Below are 17,665 nucleotides of genomic sequence, written 5' to 3'. Positions count from 1 at the left end.
ACTGAACAGGGAGTATTTCGGCAGGCGATAGCAAGACGAGAGCGGACACAGCAATCGTGAACACTCGTCTGACCATGTTTCGAATAGTTCCCTGCAAGCGTGTGGACAATTCCTGGCTCTTTTTGTTGTTAGTTTTTCGGGGTGATTGTGCGTCTTAAAAGCAGTCAAAAACGTGAACAGCTACGCACCTGCAGGCGTTGCTCGACCAGATGGGCGTTCTCGCAGGCAAACCGGTGAAGTTCGTCACCAGGCCATGAACGGATTGCGTTCGATCGCGCCTGGCTGTTCGGTGTCCCGCACGCCCGCCCGAGGTGAAAAAGACAAACCCCGGGTCCGGTAAAAAGGCCAAGTGAAGGCGGAAAAAAACATCCATGATCGTGCAGGGCGAAAGTCTCCGGGGCCGGATCGGCCCGGAGATCGTGGCAGTACATTCAGCTCGCCGGCAGGAAGTCGATGGGATACAGAATGGTCACTGCCGGTACACCCTCTTTCGGGCCGAAGTTGAACCGGCCGACACGCGCGACGATCTGTGCAACGAGTTCTTTCGAGCCCAGGTCGCTGGATTCGGACCTGACTGCGGAGACCGTGCCATCCGGTTCGATCGTCATCCGCAGTACGAGTTTGCCCTGTAGGGTCGGGTCCTTGCGAAGTTCCTTGTTGTAGATGCGGTAGAGTGTCGCCTTGTAACGGTCAAACACGATCTGGATCTCTTCGTCCGTACGTGATGGCCCCGGCCCATCACTCAGCGGACGATCGGCACCGTCTTTCATATCGGTACCGATTGCACTGTCGACTCGCGAGAAGGCCACCCCGGTTACACCGGCTTCGCCACCACCACCCACGTCTCGACTGAGCGCTGCGGAATCGATTCCGCCGCTACCGCTCTTCGCTGCTGACGTGACAATGGAGCGCTGGGTCTGGCCGCCCTCGGCCTTCTTCCCGACGTCATTGACCCTGGCGTCGGCACCCAGCTCCGCATCGGGTGCGTTGTCGATCAGATCCGCAAAGCTGTTCTTGAAAGCCAGCACACCGGAACTCTCCGCCGTCTTGCGTGCCTTTTGCTTTTCGGCCGGAGTGGGTTTGGGCTCCTTCTTTTCCTTCTTTTCTGTCTTCTCCTTCTCGGTATCGGGCTCCTTTTTCTCTTCCTTTTTCGGAGGCGGAGGTGGGGGCTCGGATTTTTTCACCAGCTTGGCGAGACGCTCGGGGATCTCTACCGGTTCTTCCGGATCCGGCATCGGGAGCGTCCAGTAATGCGTGGTATAGCCAAACAGAAAGCTGACAAGCAGCGTTAGCAGCAGGACCTTTCGAAAGCGGCGTTCGTCTTCACCCTGTTTCGACCAGGGCATGGCGGTGGGGCGGTAAGGAAGTGCACTCTCTTCCCGCTCGATGACGAATTCATCGAGTCGCAGCCGTTCCTTTTCCTTCAGTTCCTTCAGCTCTTCACTTAGTGTTTCGAGCTTCCATGACTGCTCTTCGATGCCCTGCTCGACCTTTTTTCGGCTCTGCTCGAGGCCTTCGATGCTCTGGCTGAATGCGGCGACGCTCCGCCGGGCACGGTCCAGTTGCCCGTCGGCATCCGGTACACTCTCTCCCCAGAAAAGGTCATCGGCCCCCAGTTCATGCAGTCGGTCCAGTGAGCTGCAGACAGTCGCCAGCAGTTCATAGCGCTCTTTTTGCGGGGCAACGCTTTCGAATTCGGTTTCTATGGCACGCAATCGTTTCTGCAAGACAGAAAGGTTCGTCTCCGTCTCGGCGATCAACGCGTAGAGGTCTTGTTCTTCTTGTGATTTGGCTGTATTCACGCGATTCAACTAGCTTTGTGATGCTTTTTGATTCACTGCCAGCGAAATTCTGCTGTATCCGGCGCTGGTGCAGGTCGACATCAATTTTTTAAGAATTTTGAAAGGGATGCCCTTGTCCGCAAGGATGGTCACTTCCTTGCTCTTCGCCACAGCCGCTGTGTTGAGTCCGACGGTATTCTCCTGGATGCGCTTTAATTTCTCTTCGATGGCCTCGACGCTACTCCCCTTCACTTTCATTACGTCGGCTGTCTCGATCAAGGGCTCCCCCTGCACCATCACGTGTTCAGCACTCACAAGCATGATGACCGTCTGGCGCGGTTTTGATTCCACCACCGAATCGGGCAAAGCAATTTCCTTTGGCGGCTCGAGCACTTCGGTGCTCGACTGATTCACCAACAGGAAGAAAACCAGGATAGTGAACACGTCCATCAAAGACGTCAGATTGAGAGCACTGTTTTTGCTGCGCTTTTTCGCGCGCGACATCCGCTTCATCCGGCGGGTATTTTTCATGGTGCATCCCCTATCGAAATCTCCGGAAAAAGAACCAGCTTCTGTATCTCTTCCTCGTCCTCTTCCGTGATTTCGGCAACCTTCACCGCGTCCATCACATGGATCATGTCCTCATAGGGAATGTCGGGCTCAACCAGGACGATGGCGTCTTCCTTGTCTTCATACTTCGCCTTCAGCTTCATCAGAAATTCCGAAAGCTTCTCGATATCATGGGCGCCGTCCACCTTGGGGATGGAGAGAGTGACGCTTTTGCCATCACCGATCTCGATCGCGTTTTCCCTCACAATCACCTCGATCGTCACCAGCGGCTTATCGACCTCCCCACCGCCGGCAGACTCCGGCATATTCAATTCCTGAATCGTGATACGCGAGAAAACCGCCGTGATCAGAAGGAATGGGATTAACACCACCATCAGGTTGAGGAAGGTGGTGACGTCCAGCTCGGGCGTCTCTTTTTTTCGCCTGTAGTGGTGTCTGCGACCCATAGTCAGCCTGCCGCCGCCGGAGCCGGTTCCGCCTTCGCGGTACTCGCCTGATATTTGCGCGGAGCGGTACCCGAGATGACGTTGAGGGTTTTGACCGACGCCATTTCCAGACTGTCGACGATTTCTCCCGTGCGGGAATTGAGATAGGCGTGGATCACCAGGAGCGGTATTGCCACCATCAGACCGAACGCCGTCGTATTCATCGCCACCGAGATACTCGCGGAGAGCAGGTCGGCCTTTTCCGCGGGATTGGCATTTGCCACCGCGTTGAAAGCCGAGATCAAGCCCATGATGGTCCCCAACAGCCCCAACAGTGTTGCGATATTGGCAAACAGTGCGATGTAGCCTGTGCGCTTTTCGAGCTGCGGGATGATTTCCATCATTCCCTCTTCCATCGCGATCTCGATGTCCTCACGGCGCCGCACGGAACCTTGGCGCGCAAGCCCGAGTGCGAGCATCTGACTGACGGTGGAATCGTTGTCACTGGTCATCTCGCGCGCGGTTGCGAAATCGCCCTCGGAGATCACCGGCTCAAGGCGGTTCCACATACTGCGGTTCTTGACCCTCACCAGGCTCAGCGTGATGAAACGCTCAATGGCGATCCCCGCACCGATAGCGCCGACAAACAGAATCGGGAACATGAATTTGCCCCCGTTCTGAATGAACTCTACAAGTGTCTCGATCAAACCCATGTCCTCGTCCTCATCGTTGTAGTCACCTCATGTTTGTTGGGTACGCAGTCACTCTTGACTGCTCGTTTCATAAAAATCCAGTTGCCGCATGAAGACCTCCTTGTCCACCGGGCCCATGCCATCGTTCATCAGATTTGAGGAGAGGCCGGACTCCACGCCAATCTCCGAACTTTTCCAGGGCACGATGTAGAGGGACTTGGGCGCCTCGTCATTGCCAACGACGGAGATCCCTGACAACTCCTTCGCTTCATCTTCCGCCGCCGCAAACGCCGGCAACACGAGACACATCACCAGACAGCTCATTCGGACACGCATACCTAGTCCCCCACTCGCCTTTTCAGATCCACGATCCAGAGCTCCACATCCTCATCTCCCGGCACAGCTTCGGCATAGGCCTGATAATGCTCGAGAGCACACTCCGGATCGTTCATGTACAGGTCACACAGAATGCCCAGATTTTTTCGCGCCGGCTGGAAGTCCGGATACGCTTGCAACGCCTTTCGATAGAAGTTCCTGGCTTCCGGGAAACGGCCCACCTTGCGAAGCAGAAGAGCGTATTCATTATTTGTCACCGGATGGGACGGGTTGATCTCCAGCGCGCGCTGAAACCTTTCTTCAGCCAACTCGAGCTGTTCCAGCCTGACATGGGCTATGGCCAGATTGACCTGCGGCGCAATCGCCTCGGGAGCGCGCTCGATCACACTCTCCAGAAGTTGGATACCCTTTTCGTATTGCCCGTCGTCCAGAAATGTAAGTGCCGCCCTGAAATCGGAACGGGCGCGTGAATCGATCGAAGCGTGGTCCTTGACTGTGATCGTATCGCTCTGCTCTTCAGGTTTGGTTTCATTGACGGCTGGTTCCGGAGTCACACCGGCGCAGCCGACGAAAAAGATGCTGTAAAGAAGAAGAATCAGCGTAATCCGCTGTCGGGATACGCCCGCATTGCGGTGCGCCCTCTCCTGCAAAGCAGGCCGTGTCCATGCTCGCTTTGTTCCGAGGAGCTTACGCATCAGGCCCACCCTCTATCTCACTGTCTCCGGCTTCGGCGGGCTGTTCGCCCTCGGCCATCTCCCCGGATTCAGGCACAGCGCCCGGCAGGGTATAACGGAAAGATTCCAGACGCGGTATGAAGCCGGTGCTTTCCTCGGCCTTGGCGTAACGCACCGGCACGAGCGAAGCGAGCTTGTGGATGCTCTTGTCGATCCATTCGTTGTAAATGCCGATGCCCATCAGCTCGAGATTCTTTTCGTGCACGGAAATGGCCTTGTTTTCGAACGGGTAGGCCTGATCCTCGATAGCGAGTTCGTACTGCTCCCGCTCCAGTGCACTGAGCTCTTGTGGCCGCTCGGATTCGATAAGTGCCCGCGCAAAGTCGTAATAGATTTCCGCCATATAGAAGGTGGCGGCAGCGGTGGTCTCTCCCACCTCGTAATCCGTCAGTTTTGCAAATTGGTCGATCGCCGCTTTCATCGACTTTTGCTTGGCCTTCATGTTTTTTTCGATCGGCTTGATGATCCTGATCTTGGAGAACCTCGAGTAGAACGGCTCCGCCAGCACCAGGGCCGAAGTGGCGGCCAGATAACGCGTGCGGTCCGTTCGCTCCGAGTCCGCGGCCGCATCGATCGCAACGATAGCCTTCAGCTCCGAAAGATACAGATCGTTTTCTGAACGCTCCTTGTAGATCGTCGCAATCTTGAACCGGGTCTCCAGTGCCAGCTCGACCGGACGGAGGAAGTATTCGACGTAGCGCCGGTATACCTGCAGGGTACGGTCCGTGTCACCGGCTTCTTCGTACAGCTCTGCTGCCAGCATCAAGGCGCCGCGGCGCACCTCGTCATCACTGGATTCGGTCTCGACCCGCTCATACTCCGCTGCCGCCAGCGACAACTGGCCCGCTTCCTTGTAGACGTACGCCAGTTTGTTGGTAACCTCCGGCTGCAGTTCATGTTCGGGATACCGCTTTCTGAAGTCGACCAGTACGTCACCGGCAGCCGTCCAGTCTTCCAGCGTAATGAGCGCAACCGAGGCCTCGTACTCGGCGGTAGGACGAATTTTGGAGGTGGGCGCCGCTACCGCAATCCGCAGGAAATGACTGGCGGCGGTTCGATACTCTTCGAGGGTATTGGCCTGTTCGCCCTGTTTGTAGATAGACGCCGCAAGATTATCGACAAACCCCGAACGTGACTTGTCCTCCCCTTCCGTCAGTCGCAGAACAGCAGAGTAGGCTTCCTCGGCATCGATGTAGTTGTTGAGGTCGAACGATGCGTGAGCAACGGCTATCCAGGCCGAGCGCAGGACCGGCTGATCCGCCTGCGGGTAATCGGCAATGAGTTTGCGCCCTGCACCAACGGCACCTTCGAAATCCTTCATCTCATAGAGATCATCTGCCGCCGCGCCCAGGACAACCGATGCCTTTTCATGCCGGGGGAAGATATCGACAAACCTCAGGGAGCTGCGCACCGTATCCCGCTTTACCCGCCCGCGCTGTGCCTGCGGGACGACCTTGAGGTGCTGGCGATAGGCGTAGACTGCCGCATAGCCTGCTTCCGAAGCCTTTTCGTGTTCCGGATAGTCATAGGCGGTCCGCTCATACTCCAGTGCGGCATCACCATACGACTCGTTTTCGAGCAGCAGGTCGGCCAACTGGTAGCTGATGACGGGTGACTCCTCATCTTTCGGGAAAGAGCTCAGGAATTCGCGGTACCAGAGTAGCCCATCGCTATAATTGGCTGCCTTCTCCTTGACGAAACGTTTGTCCTGATAGAGCGCGTGGTAGTGGTTCGCCAAATCCTTGAGATTGGTCTTGAGATACCCGACTACCTTGGGTTGGTTGGCCATCTCGTAATGCTGCCAATATTCGGCGTCAAGCCCATAGACCCGGGCAAACTCCTTTTTGGCTTCCACAACCAGTTTCGGGAATCCACCTTCTTTGTAAATCTCCGTCACCCGCATATGAAAATGGGGCGATTTCCTGTGCAGTGGGTTCAGCTCGACAAAGGCCTTGTAGGCAGATGCGGCATCGCTGTAGCGGCGCTTGGTCAGATAGTGTTCGCCAAGATGGCTATACACTTCGGCCTCGTAGGGTCGGTGCCCGAACCTGTCGAAATAGTCGGTAACCGAGGCGGCCCCGCCCTGGTTTGAAAAGCTGAGACTAATTACGCGAAAGGTATCATCGATGCGCTTCTTTTCGGTTTTGTTACTGGTCTGCTCGAAGTCGTACCCCACAGAAACCTTGTAATCGAGGCCAGCGATGAACTTGTGCAGCGCATCTTCGTAGAGTTCCTGCTTGTAAAACACCCAGCCGAGTTTGTCCAGAGCCAGCTCGTAATAGGAGGAGCTCACACCCATGTCGACAATGGCCTGGTAGGCGTCTTCTGCATCGAGAAACCGGCTTCGGGTGAAGAAATACTCGGCTCTTCTGAACTGCACCTCATCCATGTACCGTGATCGCGGATATTCGGTGATGATCCGGTTCATCACCTGCATGGCATCTTCGACCTTGCCCAGCTCTTCGTAGGCCCGCGACATCTGATAAAGCACTTGGTCGTTTCGCTGGTAGAGCGGATATTTGGCAAGCAGCTGCTTGTAGAGCTCTATGGCCTCCAGAGCACCGGCCCTTTCCAGATCGGCATCCACTCCGCCAGGCAACTTGGCAGCGGGTGCGGTGTTCATGGTGGCCATCGGAGTCGCCGCCGTCGCACGCTTCTCGAACTCCCGCTCCGATTCCTGCGCCCCTGGAGTCGCGGTCAAACCAGCGGCTTCACCACCGCTGTTTTTCTCCTTGGATACCTGCTGAACAGGTGCGACCTGCTCGCGTTCAGGGGGGGCCATTTCCGAAGCGCCCTGGATGTAGCCATACTCTTTCTCTACCTTGAGGTCGGCCAGACGACGAATCGCTTCGGGCGTCATGCCCGACTCCGGTGTTTCTTCCAGAAAATGCTGATAGCTCGCCATTGCCTTTTCCAGGCCGCCCTCAATCGTCTCTTCCCGAATCTCGATCTCCACATCGCGCAATTGCGCCAATGTGGCTCCGCCGTTTGACGCGCAAGATGCAAGCGCCGGCACGCAGATCACAAGGAGGTGAAGCGGTTTCATTTCGCGCCGCTCGTTCCGGGCGACTCCTCTGGAGCCTCCCCACCCTCTTCGAGCCGCTCTTCCGCCTCGCTCGACGCACGCGCCCTGGCAGCCTCCTCCAGCGCTTTGGCTTCCTTGTCCGCCTGGGCTTTGGTTGCACGGTCATAGCTGTCTGCCATGGCGAATCGTGCCTTGATCTGGAATTCCTCAAGACGCGTGCGGCGCCTTTCGAGTTCGTTTACCGCCATGGTCTCGAGCATGTGCCCCTGTCTGGCCATGAGGTTCTGGACCGGTTGCAGGGTGTTGCGCACGCGAGTTCTCTGCTGACGAATGGCGGTCTCATAACCCTGGTAACTCTGCGTTGCCGCCTGGCGCGTGCGGACGAACGAGTCGTACTGGCTTTGCAGCTCCTCCACGATCCCGTCCAACTCACGCAGGTGTTTGTGGGCCTCGGTGAGGCGCTGATCGTATTCGGTGTGAATTCGCCAATGGATGATGCCCTTGAGACGCCGGATGCGATGCCGCATCTCTTCACTTGCCCGCGTATGCTTCAGCTGTTTTTCGATGATCGAGATGCGTTCCGAGATCACACGCTCTTCGGCGGTAGCCAGAAACTCGGGGCGCGGTGAAATGAGCATCGCCTGGAGCCGTTCATCCAGACGATCGCGCTGCTCCATCCGTAGCCGCATGCGTGAATCGAGGCGCCTGAACTGTGCATCGATATCAGGTAGCAGAGGCTCGTAGTAGGCACGCCGTACGGCGATCAGATCTTCGTAGGCTTCGAGGTCTTTCTCCCACACCACGAGACGCTTGCGCAGCTCCTCCAGGTCCAGGTAGTTCTTCAGCGACGCCTGGAAGTCGTGCGATGCCATCAACTGCATCAGGTAATAAGTTTCGGGGGCTTCCGGCAGGCTTCGCAGCTTTACCATCCAGTTCTTGTCCTGCTTCAGCTCCTCGCGAACCAGTGCCTCCAGAAACTTTCCCTCCCGAATGCTTTTAATGGAACGGTCAAGCTTGTCGATCTCGCCCCCGAACGCCTCCAGCGCACTGCCGTATCCCAATGCCGCCTTGCCGTAGACACCCAGCTTTCCATAGGCGTACGGCACGGCCAGCAAGGCCTCTTGCACCGACTCGTCGGTCACATTCCTTTTCGCGAGAATGCTCCACGGTACGAGCGCACGTTCATAGCGTCGGGCTGACGCGTCGGCCCAGCCGGAGCCGAGCAGAGCCCGGCCCGAGAACGGTCCTTGTAAACGCACCCGCTCGAGAAATTGCTTGGCCGCTACCGGTTCTTCGTCGTCGAGCAGCTTGCTGCCAAGCACCAGGTTGGCCTTGTCCCTGATCGCCAGGGTACCGCGTTGCGTACCGCGCACTTGTCCGGCCTGATCGAGCGCACGAGTGCCCGCTGCCTGCTCGCCGTCCTGAAGGAGGGCGATGCCGCGGTTGTAGGCGGCGAACCCGGCATAGCCATCGGCACGCTCCAATGGCTCCAGGATCTCCGCAGCCTCGGCAAAGCGTCCGGTGGCCATGTAGACCTGGGCGCGGAGAAACGCCAGGTCGTCCCATATGCGATCGGGGACCCGTCCCCGGATCCGTTCCAGGGCGTGCAAGGCATTTAGCGGCTGGTCCTTCTGGAAGTAGATGCGGGCGAGTCGGTAGGCGGCCTCATTACGGATGGCCTCATCGACATTGCCCTCAAGCACGGCTTCGACGGCACGACCGGCACGCAGGTGCATGCGGTAGGAGAGCTCGAAATCGCCAACCGAGAACTCGGCCTGATTGACGTGAAAGTAAAAACTGTCCAGGTCCGGATCATCGAGTCCGTAGTGCTGGCCAAGCTCTGCATCCAGACGCGCGATAGCATCGAAGTATTCCCCCTGCCCGGCATAATAGAGGGCCTCCCCGAAAAAGAGGTCTTTCAACTCACCCGAGGGGGAATCGGCCGCAACAGAAGACGTCATGAAGCCGATCCCAAGCAGGCACACGATCCGGCTCAACATGCTCTACCAATCTTTCTTGCTGATGCTTTTGGTGTTCACGTCCGGCCCGGCCAGGACAAGCTCGACCAGCTTCGGGCCGACGCCCTTTTCGATGGTGAAATCGGCCGTGTCGCGATACTCACTACCGCCGGGTGACTTGCCGATCATGGTGACCTGCAGGTCGTGTTCGCCTGTTCTGACATTCGCGGTGTGAAGACGCTGCACTCCGCCTTGCCGCAGCGCCTCGAGTTCCTTGAACGTATAGAGGTGGTTAGCGACTACCTTGCCGTTGATCCGGATTTCCACGGAATCGAGCCGGAAGTTGTCACCCTCGGCGAGTGCCACGAACAGGGACAACTGGGTGTTGGACGGATACAGCAGCTTCTCTTCGAGCCCGCTCAATGCAGCCGCGATCCCGAGTGCCTCGGACTTGATCTCCTGCACCTTTTCATCCAGTCCCTTGATCTGCTCCCTGGACACTTCCTCAGCCACCACGGCACCGGGCAGGTATCCAATCAACACGCATATGATCGCGGTCCCACAGAACTTCCACATATGAGAGTCTCTTCCTGCTGTTTCTTTTTGGTTAGGGCCACTGTACCGGGACGGCCGGTTGGAATTCCTTCGACTCAACCGCGTTTCCTGTAATTCTTTCGCGGCCTTCCATATCACCTAAGGTGCTGATAGTAATAGAGTATTTTGTGGTTAGGCAACGAAGGGAGTTAGGTGATATCTAAACTTGAGGCGTCTGTCACAAAAAGAGCCTTCAGGATGACACCTGAGGAACAAATGGGTGAGGACCAAAAAAACGGTCGGGGAAGACGTTAGGAAGAGGGATGGTTGGAACAGGACGATGTCCTGTTTCCGGGCTTCCGGGGATCAAAACTGCCGGGTACGCAGCATGACCAGAGTGCAACCGCGAATGCACTCGGCTCCCTGCCCGGCAAGGCGCTCCTCAAGCACATCGGATTCTGTTCCCGGATTGAAGATCACCCGTGCAGGAGCCAGCGTCGCTATCGCGTCGATCATCGGCGCAGTTCGCTGTGGACCCACGTAGAGCGTTAGTGTATGCACCGGTCTGTCGATGTCCCTCACATCATGCACGACCGGTACGCCGCCGATCGTCTCAATCTTGGGATGCACGGGTATGACCTGGTAACCCGCCTCCATCAGCATGTGCTGGGCCTGGTTCGAATACCGATCCATCTTCGGACTTGCGCCGAGGATAACCACCCGGTGTTCGGCAGGACTGGCGGGCAGAGGGGTCGCTGGCTGGTTCACGTGCAGCTCCGATTTAGAATAGAAGGGCGAATCCACAGCCTTGGCAAGCGGGGATTTTAAACCACGGGGAACACGGGGACCACGGGGAGAAAAAACCAAACAACCTGTTTACCCCGTGGTCCCCGTGTACCCCGTGGTTACCAGCTCTTATTGATTCGGGCCTGATCAGCAGGGGGTACGGCTCGCGAAGAACGGGGCTGAGGGCCCCGTTCTTCCGCTGCGCAACGAGTGCCTTTCGCTTACGGCCGGAAGACAAAGTTCAGCTGAAGGGAATCGATGTTGTCACGGACCACATACTCCCCGCGAACCTCGAGTTCCGTGGTCACATCGTAACCGAGGCCGACGCCAAACATCAGTCCGTCGTCGTCGCCAAAGTCGAGACCGAGCCGACCAAGAGCCGAAAGCTGCGGGCCGAGCGCGTAATCGGCTACGCCGGTAGCCCAAAGGCCGGCAGCATCAGTAGAGCCGCAGAGTTCACCTGCAAAAGACGGCACACAGTAATCGAAATCACCGCTATCCATGTAGCCCACCTCGATTGCAGTGCTGGCCTGGCCGAGACTGGCGGCGAGCGGGAAGCCGGCGAATACCTGAAAGCCGGTGGCATCGTCAAAGCCGCTCAGTGAATTATTGCCAAAACCGCCGCCCAGGTAGAAGCCATCGCTATAGCCTTGCGCGGAAGCGCCTCCTGCAGCCGTTGCTGCGACGAACCCGACAACCATCAATAGCTTGCGCATCTGTTTCATTCCCTCGTTGATTTTTATTAGTCGACAGCCCGATCTCAGGGCATCCCGGCGCAACTCTAACAAATTTCATTGGTCACCACTTTTCTGCCGCGAATCACAAATCACCCCGTAAGTTGTCGTTTTTATTGGGAAATTCAGGCTGCAAAGCGGTCCCGGACCGTGACTCCGGAGGCCGGAATTTTGTCGGGTTTGTGATGCAAATCACATGCCGGGGCTCGATGCGGCTGCGGAAGAGTTGAACGGTGGGATTGAGATAGCAGATGAGCCGGTTACGGTAGGGGTTTGTCCGGATGAGATTCGGCGGGGACCGGTTACCGGAAGCGAAAGGTTAGTCGCCCCTGAAGGCCTGCACCGAAGCCCGCAATGCAGCCACTTCTTTTCGAAGTTCGGCCACCTCCTGCTCCAGAGTGGCGATACGCTCGTCCGTCGTGTTACCCGGTATCGAGGCTTGCTCCACTGCAGGGAATACGCCGAACAGATGGGTGTAACGTCGCTCTCGCTGACCGGCCCGGGGCGGCAGTTCTCTCACAAAAGGCCCGTCGTCGCGGCTGGCCAGTTCCTGCAACTGATTTTCGATCGCCTCCAGTGAATCGAAATCGGCCATCCGGGCGGTACGCGTGCGCAGCTCGCCGACCGTTTGGGGGCTGCGCAGCATAAGCACGTTGAGCACCGCCAGGTCCCGCCTGCCGAACTGGCGCTTTTCAAAAAGCGAACCCGACAGACGGTGGGCGTACTTCGGCACCCGGCTGCCGGCACCCCCGGTCTCGCGCACCAGATAACGGCCTATCAATGCATCCAGGGCCTCGACCACTTCGCTCTCGCTCAATGCCATCACCGGATCGCGATTGGACTTCTGGTTGCAGGCAGCGACCAGCGCATTGAGCGACAAGGGATAATTATCGGGAGTGGTCAGCTCCTTCTCCACCAGCGAACCGAGGACGCGCACCTCTACCGGGTTGAGTTCGAAAGGCATGTCGGCAGCTCCGGATTGGTTGGGGGATGATTCAGTCCTGCACCACTAAATAGGCGTTCCGATCCGGATCCTTCCCACGCTGTCGGTCGGCCTTCAGGCCAACAGCCTGGCCTGTCGAGGGCTGAGAAGCGTCGGGCTGAAGCCCCGACCTACATGGAGATGGACACCATTTCGGAACAGCTATTTAGCGAAGCGGATGCAGCAACAGGGAATCCTCTTTCATCTGCGGCGGCTTCGGCAGCCCCATCAGGTGCAACACCGAAGGGGCGATATTACCCAGACCGCCGGACGTGGAGAGCCGCCAATCGACACTGTCGATGACCAGTACCGGCACCGGATACTCGGTATGCTGGGTGTGAGGGGCATCAGTACCCGGGTCCACCAACTGTTCGCAGTTACCGTGATCGGCAGTCACAATAACCGAGTAATCACAGGCCACAGCGGCATCAAGAACGCGGCCCACCTGTTCGTCGAGCACCTCGACGGCACGAATCACCGCCTCGCGAATGGCGGAGTGCGCCACCATGTCGCCATTGGCGAAGTTGACGACGATAAAGGCGTAGCGATCGCTATGCAGGGCCTCCACCAAGCAGTCGGCGATTTCCACTGCGCTCATCTCCGGCTTCAGGTCATAGGTCGCCACCTTCGCAGAGGGGATGATTTTATGCTCTTCGCCCGAGACGGGCTCCGAGCGCCCGCCATTGAAAAAGTAGGTGACGTGCGCGGCCTTTTCGGTTTCCGCGCAGTGGAACTGCTTGAGCCCGGCCTCGCTGATCACCTTGCTCAAGGTGGTGGCGGGACGTTCCGGAACGAAGGCAAACGGCAACCCGTAGCGCTTATCGTACTCCATCATGCAGGCAACCGGGATCGGATGGTAATCGCCTCGTTCGAAGCCGTCGAACCTGGCCATCGCCAGGGCGGCAACGATCTGCCGCGGCCGATCCTTGCGGAAGTTGAAACTGATTGCATGGTCTCCGGCTTCGATGGGCACGGCCGGGGGCAGTACCGTGGGAGGAATGAACTCGTCGGTCTGTCCCTCTGCATAGGCCTGTTCGATCGCGTCCCGGGCGGAGTCCGCGGTAGCCCCCTCGTTGTGCACCATGGCCCGCCACGCCCGCTCGATGCGTTCCCAGTTCTTGTCCCTGTCCATGGCCCAGTACCGGCCAATGACGGTGGCTATCGCACCGCCCGCCTTGGCGAGCGCGGCCTCGACGTCGGTTACACAACTCCGCGCTGCCTTGGGCGGTGTATCACGTCCGTCGGTAAACATGTGCAGCAGCGGCCGCGCGCCGCGACGCTCGCACAACTCGATCAAGGCCAGCAGATGACGCACGTGGCTGTGCACACCGCCTGCCGATACCAGTCCGAAAAGGTGCAGCGGCCGTCCCGAAGCGGCGGCGGCATCCGCCGCTTCGACGAGCGCGGGTTTTTCAAAAAAGCTGCCGTCGCCAATGGCATCGTTGATGAGCACCAGATCCTGACGAACGACCGTGCCACATCCGAGCGTGGTGTGTCCCACCTCCGAGTTGCCCATCTGACCGTCCGGCAGTCCTACGGCAAGCCCCGATGCCTGAATGACATTGTGCGGATAACGCGAAAAATAGCTGTCGAGGCGGGGCGTATCGGCCTCCGCCACCGCATTGTTGACCTTACTGGGGTTGACACCGAATCCGTCCAGTATCACCAGAACAACCGGTCGGCGGGGTGCTCCATGGTCCTGTTGCATGACCGCTCCTGTCCTTTTCACCGTTGAGTGGCGGGCGAAAGGTGCGTTCGAAGCACCCGGCCCTCGCTCCTTCGCTCGAAATCCCGTTCCGGTCCGGACCCGACTGCGGCTTACTGACTCCGCACGGTCTCAAAGCGGAACGGCGCAGCGATCAGTCCGTCGTCGGACTGAATCATCACTGTGGCCTCCCAGGCCATACGGTCACGAATGCAAATCGGCAGGACACCGATTCCGCGGAAACCTCCGCCTTCGCCTTCGGTACGGGTCAGATGGTAGCGGTTGAAGCCCATGTTCATATCGACACCGGCGAAGTCCACTTCCACCGACTCTGCCTGAATATCCTCGATCTGAACCTCGATGCGAATCTCTTCCATCACCGGAATCGGCCGAGGTGTCAGTGACAACTTCACCTCACCACCACCCGGAACCCGGGAGCTACAGGCAGTTTCGGTCAGATCGCAGGCGGGATCCAGCGGGACATTGACCTGTGCAGTCGGGCTTAGCAGTGGAGCGTAGTGATTCACCAGCAGCGCAATCCCCACCCCTGCTGCAAGCAAGACGCCGATGCCCAACCATCGGCCGGCAGGGCCGACACCACGGTGACCGGCAGCAGCCGTTTTCATGGCAATTTCTCCTCGCTGGGATAGCGGCGGCGGCCGATCCCGGCCCGGTAGGGGGGCAGGCAAGCGGCGCTATCGTATTCAGTAGTCACAAGATTCCCCTTCGAATCCGGTGATTGTATCACCGGCACATCACCGATTCAGACCGGCAATGCGATCGCCTCCGGCAGATTGACTTCCATTGCGATGGGCAGGTGGTCCGAAAACGCGTGCGTCAATACGTGACAGCGATTCACCTCGATGCCCGGAGTGACCAGGATGTGGTCGATGCTTCGATTGGGACGCCAGCTGGGGAAGGTGTGCAGAGCCTCTTCCGGCTCGCGAAGATTCGTGGTGCAGAACAGCTGTTTCATTTCCGGGCTGTTGGGCGCCGTGTTCATGTCACCCATCACGATGACGTGTTCGTGGCGGTTGACGAGGTCACAGATATACTCCAGCTGGCGATCGCGGGCCCGCCTTCCCAGGGCCAAATGGATGAGCATGACCATCAGCGGATTGTCGGCATTGCCGAAACGGGCCACCAGCCCGCCGCGACCGGGGATCACACCGGGTAGCTTGTGTTGCACCACCTCGGTCGGCCGGTAGCGGGTCAACAGGCCATTGCCATGCTGAGCCAGCGGGCCGAGATCCCGATTGAGCTGGTGATACCAGAAAGGAAATCCGGCGCGATCCGCCAGGTACTTGGTCAGATCAATAAACCCGGTGCGGTGCGAGCCGGCATCCAGCTCCTGCAGTGCGACGATGTCGTAGTCACGCAGAAACCGGGCAATCCGGTCCAGGGTATCGAAACGGGTGGCCGCAGGCAGCAGATGACGCCAGCTTCGCGTCACGTAATGGTGGGGTCGGATGCTGGCGATGCCGACCTGGATGTTGTAGCTCAGCAAGCGCAGCTTGCGTGTTGACTTCACCTCGGTCGGTGGAGAGAGCTCGAGACTCTCCATCACGCAACCCCCGTGGCCAACTTGTTCTTTTCCATAACTTTCACCTATGCCGGACAGACCATCTCACCCAGTTTCTGGGTCAACTTCAGATTTTCCCGATAATCGACCGGGCAATCTATGATGGTCACCGCATCATCAGCAAGTGCCTTTTCGAGGGTGGGCAGCAGGTCCGACACGCGCTCGATCCGATAACCCTTGGCTCCGAACGACTCGGCGAGTTTGATGAAGTCGGGATTGGTGAAGTCCACATGGGACGGGCGCCCGAACTGGTTTAGCTGTTTCCATTTAATCAAACCGTAGCCGTCGTCGTTCCATATCAAGACGACCAGCGGCAATTTCAGGCGAACCGCGGTCTCCAGCTCCTGGATGTTCATCAGGATCCCGGCATCGCCGGTCACCGCGACGATCTTGCGATCGGGAAAGGCGAGTTTGGCGGCAATGGCCCCCGGCAAGGCGATCCCCATGGCCGCAAAGCCGTTTGAAATCAGGCAGGTATTGGGCACTTCGCAACGGAACATGCGTGCCATCCACATCTTGTGGGCACCCACATCGCAGATGGCGATATCCTTCAGGTCCATCGCGGTGCGGAGATCCCAGATGATCTTCTGCGGCTTCACCGGAAACTCATCGTCGTCCTTGCAGGCATCCATCTCCTCCACAAGGGCATCACGCAAAGCTCGCAGGCTACGACCCTGATGGGGGGTAGCGAGTGCAGCGATACGCAGCAGGGAGTGCTTGATATCCCCGACCACCCCGACCTCGACCGGATAGTGTGCATCCACTTCCGCCGGGGTCGTATCGACGTGGATGATGGTGCGATCGCGGCTCGGATGCCAGAGGTGCGGGTGATATTCAACCAGGTCGTAGCCGATGCAGATGATGACATCGGCCTGATCGAATCCGCATGAGACATAATCCCGCGACTGCAGACCCACGCTGCCCAGGGCGAGCGGATTGCGGGCAAACGGCACCACTCCCTTGGCCATGAAGGTATTGGCGACCGGGATATTGAGGCGCTCCGACAGGTCCGCAAGTTGCTTCCAGGCCTTGGCCCGGACCACACCGTTGCCGGCCAGGATGATGGGCTGCCTGGCATCGGAGATGAGCTGTGACGCCCGTTCTACCCGATCCACTGCAGGTTCCGGCAGGGAGGGGTTTTTGACCATCAGGGGCCGATCGTCCTCCACCTCCATCCGGGCGATGTTTTCGGGAAACTCGATGAAGGTGGCGCCGGTCTTGTCGGTTTGGGCGAGCTTGAAGGCCTTGCGCACCACTTCGGAGGTGATTTCCGGTGACACTAGCCGGGTGGAATACTTGGTGAACGGCGCGAACATCGCCTCCAGGTCCAGGACCTGATGGGACTCCTTGTGCAGCCGGGTGGTATCGGCCTGCCCTGCAATAGCCACCACCGGGGCGTGATCCATGTTGGCATCGGCGACCCCGGTGATCAGATTAGTGGCACCCGGCCCCAGCGTCGACAGACAGACGCCGGCGTGACCGGTAAGCCTGCCGTAGACATCGGCCATGAAGGCGGCGCCCTGTTCATGGCGCACAGTGATGAAGCGGATGGGAGAGTCGAGTAGTGCATCCATCAGGTCGAGGTTCTCCTCGCCGGGGATGCCGAAGATGTACTCGATGCCTTCGTTCTCCAGGCACTTGGCGAAAAACTCTGCCGTCTTCATCCGCTGCCAATCCTCTCTAGTGGTCCATACGGGATAGTGTAACGCTCAGCCGGTCTCACAAGCGCCCTCGGCAAGGCACAGGAGCGCAGGACTGGCCGTACGTAGCCAATTCAAGCGACTGCAACGCAGCCGAGGGCGCTTGTGAGCCAGCCCGAAG

At 58.4% G+C, this 17,665-nt stretch carries 16 protein-coding genes; all 16 read right to left on the bottom strand.

Features of this window, described 5'->3' with window-relative positions; genetic code table 11:
• Positions 1-431 precede the first annotated feature (431 nt).
• Positions 432-1,802, bottom strand: a complete 1,371-nt coding sequence (locus BLP65_RS13230) for an AgmX/PglI C-terminal domain-containing protein (protein WP_139181509.1) — start codon at positions 1,800-1,802, stop codon at positions 432-434.
• 9 nt (positions 1,803-1,811) lie between these two features.
• Positions 1,812-2,312, bottom strand: coding sequence for an ExbD/TolR family protein (locus tag BLP65_RS13225; protein ID WP_217631996.1), 501 nt, complete (start codon positions 2,310-2,312; stop codon positions 1,812-1,814).
• Complete coding sequence (locus BLP65_RS13220) at positions 2,309-2,797, bottom strand: ExbD/TolR family protein (protein WP_092998142.1); 489 nt, start codon at positions 2,795-2,797, stop codon at positions 2,309-2,311. The genes BLP65_RS13225 and BLP65_RS13220 overlap by 4 nt, the downstream gene beginning before the upstream one ends.
• 2 nt (positions 2,798-2,799) lie before the next feature.
• A complete protein-coding gene (locus BLP65_RS13215; RefSeq protein ID WP_175452575.1) occupies positions 2,800-3,489 on the bottom strand; it encodes a MotA/TolQ/ExbB proton channel family protein in 690 nt (229 codons plus the stop codon).
• A 48-nt stretch (positions 3,490-3,537) separates the two neighbouring features.
• On the bottom strand, positions 3,538-3,804 hold the full coding sequence (locus tag BLP65_RS13210) for a hypothetical protein (RefSeq protein ID WP_175452574.1): 267 nt from the start codon (positions 3,802-3,804) through the stop codon (positions 3,538-3,540).
• A gap of 2 nt (positions 3,805-3,806) precedes the next feature.
• On the bottom strand, positions 3,807-4,499 hold the full coding sequence (locus BLP65_RS13205) for a tetratricopeptide repeat protein (RefSeq protein ID WP_092998139.1): 693 nt from the start codon (positions 4,497-4,499) through the stop codon (positions 3,807-3,809).
• A complete protein-coding gene (locus BLP65_RS13200; RefSeq protein WP_175452573.1) occupies positions 4,492-7,512 on the bottom strand; it encodes a tetratricopeptide repeat protein in 3,021 nt (1,006 codons plus the stop codon). The genes BLP65_RS13205 and BLP65_RS13200 overlap by 8 nt, the downstream gene beginning before the upstream one ends.
• A gap of 68 nt (positions 7,513-7,580) precedes the next feature.
• Positions 7,581-9,524 carry a tetratricopeptide repeat protein gene (locus BLP65_RS13195; protein ID WP_175452572.1) on the bottom strand — a complete coding sequence of 648 codons (1,944 nt, stop codon included), beginning with the start codon at positions 9,522-9,524 and terminating at the stop codon, positions 7,581-7,583.
• Positions 9,525-9,566: 42 nt separating this feature from the next.
• On the bottom strand, positions 9,567-10,097 hold the full coding sequence (locus tag BLP65_RS13190; RefSeq protein ID WP_092998133.1) for a hypothetical protein: 531 nt from the start codon (positions 10,095-10,097) through the stop codon (positions 9,567-9,569).
• Positions 10,098-10,421: 324 nt separating this feature from the next.
• Positions 10,422-10,823 carry a CoA-binding protein gene (locus tag BLP65_RS13185; RefSeq protein ID WP_245688329.1) on the bottom strand — a complete coding sequence of 134 codons (402 nt, stop codon included), beginning with the start codon at positions 10,821-10,823 and terminating at the stop codon, positions 10,422-10,424.
• 239 nt (positions 10,824-11,062) lie between these two features.
• Complete coding sequence (locus BLP65_RS13180) at positions 11,063-11,566, bottom strand: outer membrane beta-barrel protein (protein WP_139181508.1); 504 nt, start codon at positions 11,564-11,566, stop codon at positions 11,063-11,065.
• Between the two features lie 328 nt (positions 11,567-11,894).
• Positions 11,895-12,539, bottom strand: a complete 645-nt coding sequence (locus BLP65_RS13175; protein WP_092998127.1) for a YceH family protein — start codon at positions 12,537-12,539, stop codon at positions 11,895-11,897.
• 184 nt (positions 12,540-12,723) lie between these two features.
• The gene (gene gpmI, locus BLP65_RS13170) at positions 12,724-14,265 is read right to left on the bottom strand and encodes a 2,3-bisphosphoglycerate-independent phosphoglycerate mutase (protein WP_092998124.1); all 1,542 of its coding nucleotides are present in this window, start codon (positions 14,263-14,265) and stop codon (positions 12,724-12,726) included.
• Positions 14,266-14,375: 110 nt separating this feature from the next.
• A complete protein-coding gene (locus tag BLP65_RS13165) occupies positions 14,376-14,888 on the bottom strand; it encodes a hypothetical protein (RefSeq protein ID WP_092998120.1) in 513 nt (170 codons plus the stop codon).
• A gap of 137 nt (positions 14,889-15,025) precedes the next feature.
• The gene (locus tag BLP65_RS13160) at positions 15,026-15,826 is read right to left on the bottom strand and encodes an endonuclease/exonuclease/phosphatase family protein (RefSeq protein WP_245688335.1); all 801 of its coding nucleotides are present in this window, start codon (positions 15,824-15,826) and stop codon (positions 15,026-15,028) included.
• Between the two features lie 44 nt (positions 15,827-15,870).
• Entirely contained in the window at positions 15,871-17,508 is a 1,638-nt protein-coding gene (locus BLP65_RS13155; protein WP_092998117.1) for an acetolactate synthase large subunit, read from the bottom strand.
• Positions 17,509-17,665 lie beyond the last annotated feature (157 nt).

The sequence above is a fragment of the Thiohalomonas denitrificans genome (genome assembly GCF_900102855.1).
Lineage (GTDB): Bacteria > Pseudomonadota > Gammaproteobacteria > Thiohalomonadales > Thiohalomonadaceae > Thiohalomonas > Thiohalomonas denitrificans.
This window is presented reverse-complemented; position numbering and strand designations above follow the sequence as displayed.

Coding starts and splice junctions, on each gene's coding strand:
- BLP65_RS13225 (WP_217631996.1), bottom strand. CDS start 2,312: ATGAAAAATACCCGCCGGATGAAGCGGATGTCGCGCGCGAAAAAGCGC.
- BLP65_RS13220 (WP_092998142.1), bottom strand. CDS start 2,797: ATGGGTCGCAGACACCACTACAGGCGAAAAAAAGAGACGCCCGAGCTG.
- BLP65_RS13215 (WP_175452575.1), bottom strand. CDS start 3,489: ATGGGTTTGATCGAGACACTTGTAGAGTTCATTCAGAACGGGGGCAAA.
- BLP65_RS13210 (WP_175452574.1), bottom strand. CDS start 3,804: ATGCGTGTCCGAATGAGCTGTCTGGTGATGTGTCTCGTGTTGCCGGCG.
- BLP65_RS13205 (WP_092998139.1), bottom strand. CDS start 4,499: ATGCGTAAGCTCCTCGGAACAAAGCGAGCATGGACACGGCCTGCTTTG.
- BLP65_RS13195 (WP_175452572.1), bottom strand. CDS start 9,524: ATGACGTCTTCTGTTGCGGCCGATTCCCCCTCGGGTGAGTTGAAAGAC.
- BLP65_RS13190 (WP_092998133.1), bottom strand. CDS start 10,097: ATGTGGAAGTTCTGTGGGACCGCGATCATATGCGTGTTGATTGGATAC.
- BLP65_RS13180 (WP_139181508.1), bottom strand. CDS start 11,566: ATGAAACAGATGCGCAAGCTATTGATGGTTGTCGGGTTCGTCGCAGCA.
- BLP65_RS13175 (WP_092998127.1), bottom strand. CDS start 12,539: ATGCCTTTCGAACTCAACCCGGTAGAGGTGCGCGTCCTCGGTTCGCTG.
- gpmI (WP_092998124.1), bottom strand. CDS start 14,265: ATGCAACAGGACCATGGAGCACCCCGCCGACCGGTTGTTCTGGTGATA.
- BLP65_RS13165 (WP_092998120.1), bottom strand. CDS start 14,888: ATGAAAACGGCTGCTGCCGGTCACCGTGGTGTCGGCCCTGCCGGCCGA.
- BLP65_RS13160 (WP_245688335.1), bottom strand. CDS start 15,826: ATGGAGAGTCTCGAGCTCTCTCCACCGACCGAGGTGAAGTCAACACGC.
- BLP65_RS13155 (WP_092998117.1), bottom strand. CDS start 17,508: ATGAAGACGGCAGAGTTTTTCGCCAAGTGCCTGGAGAACGAAGGCATC.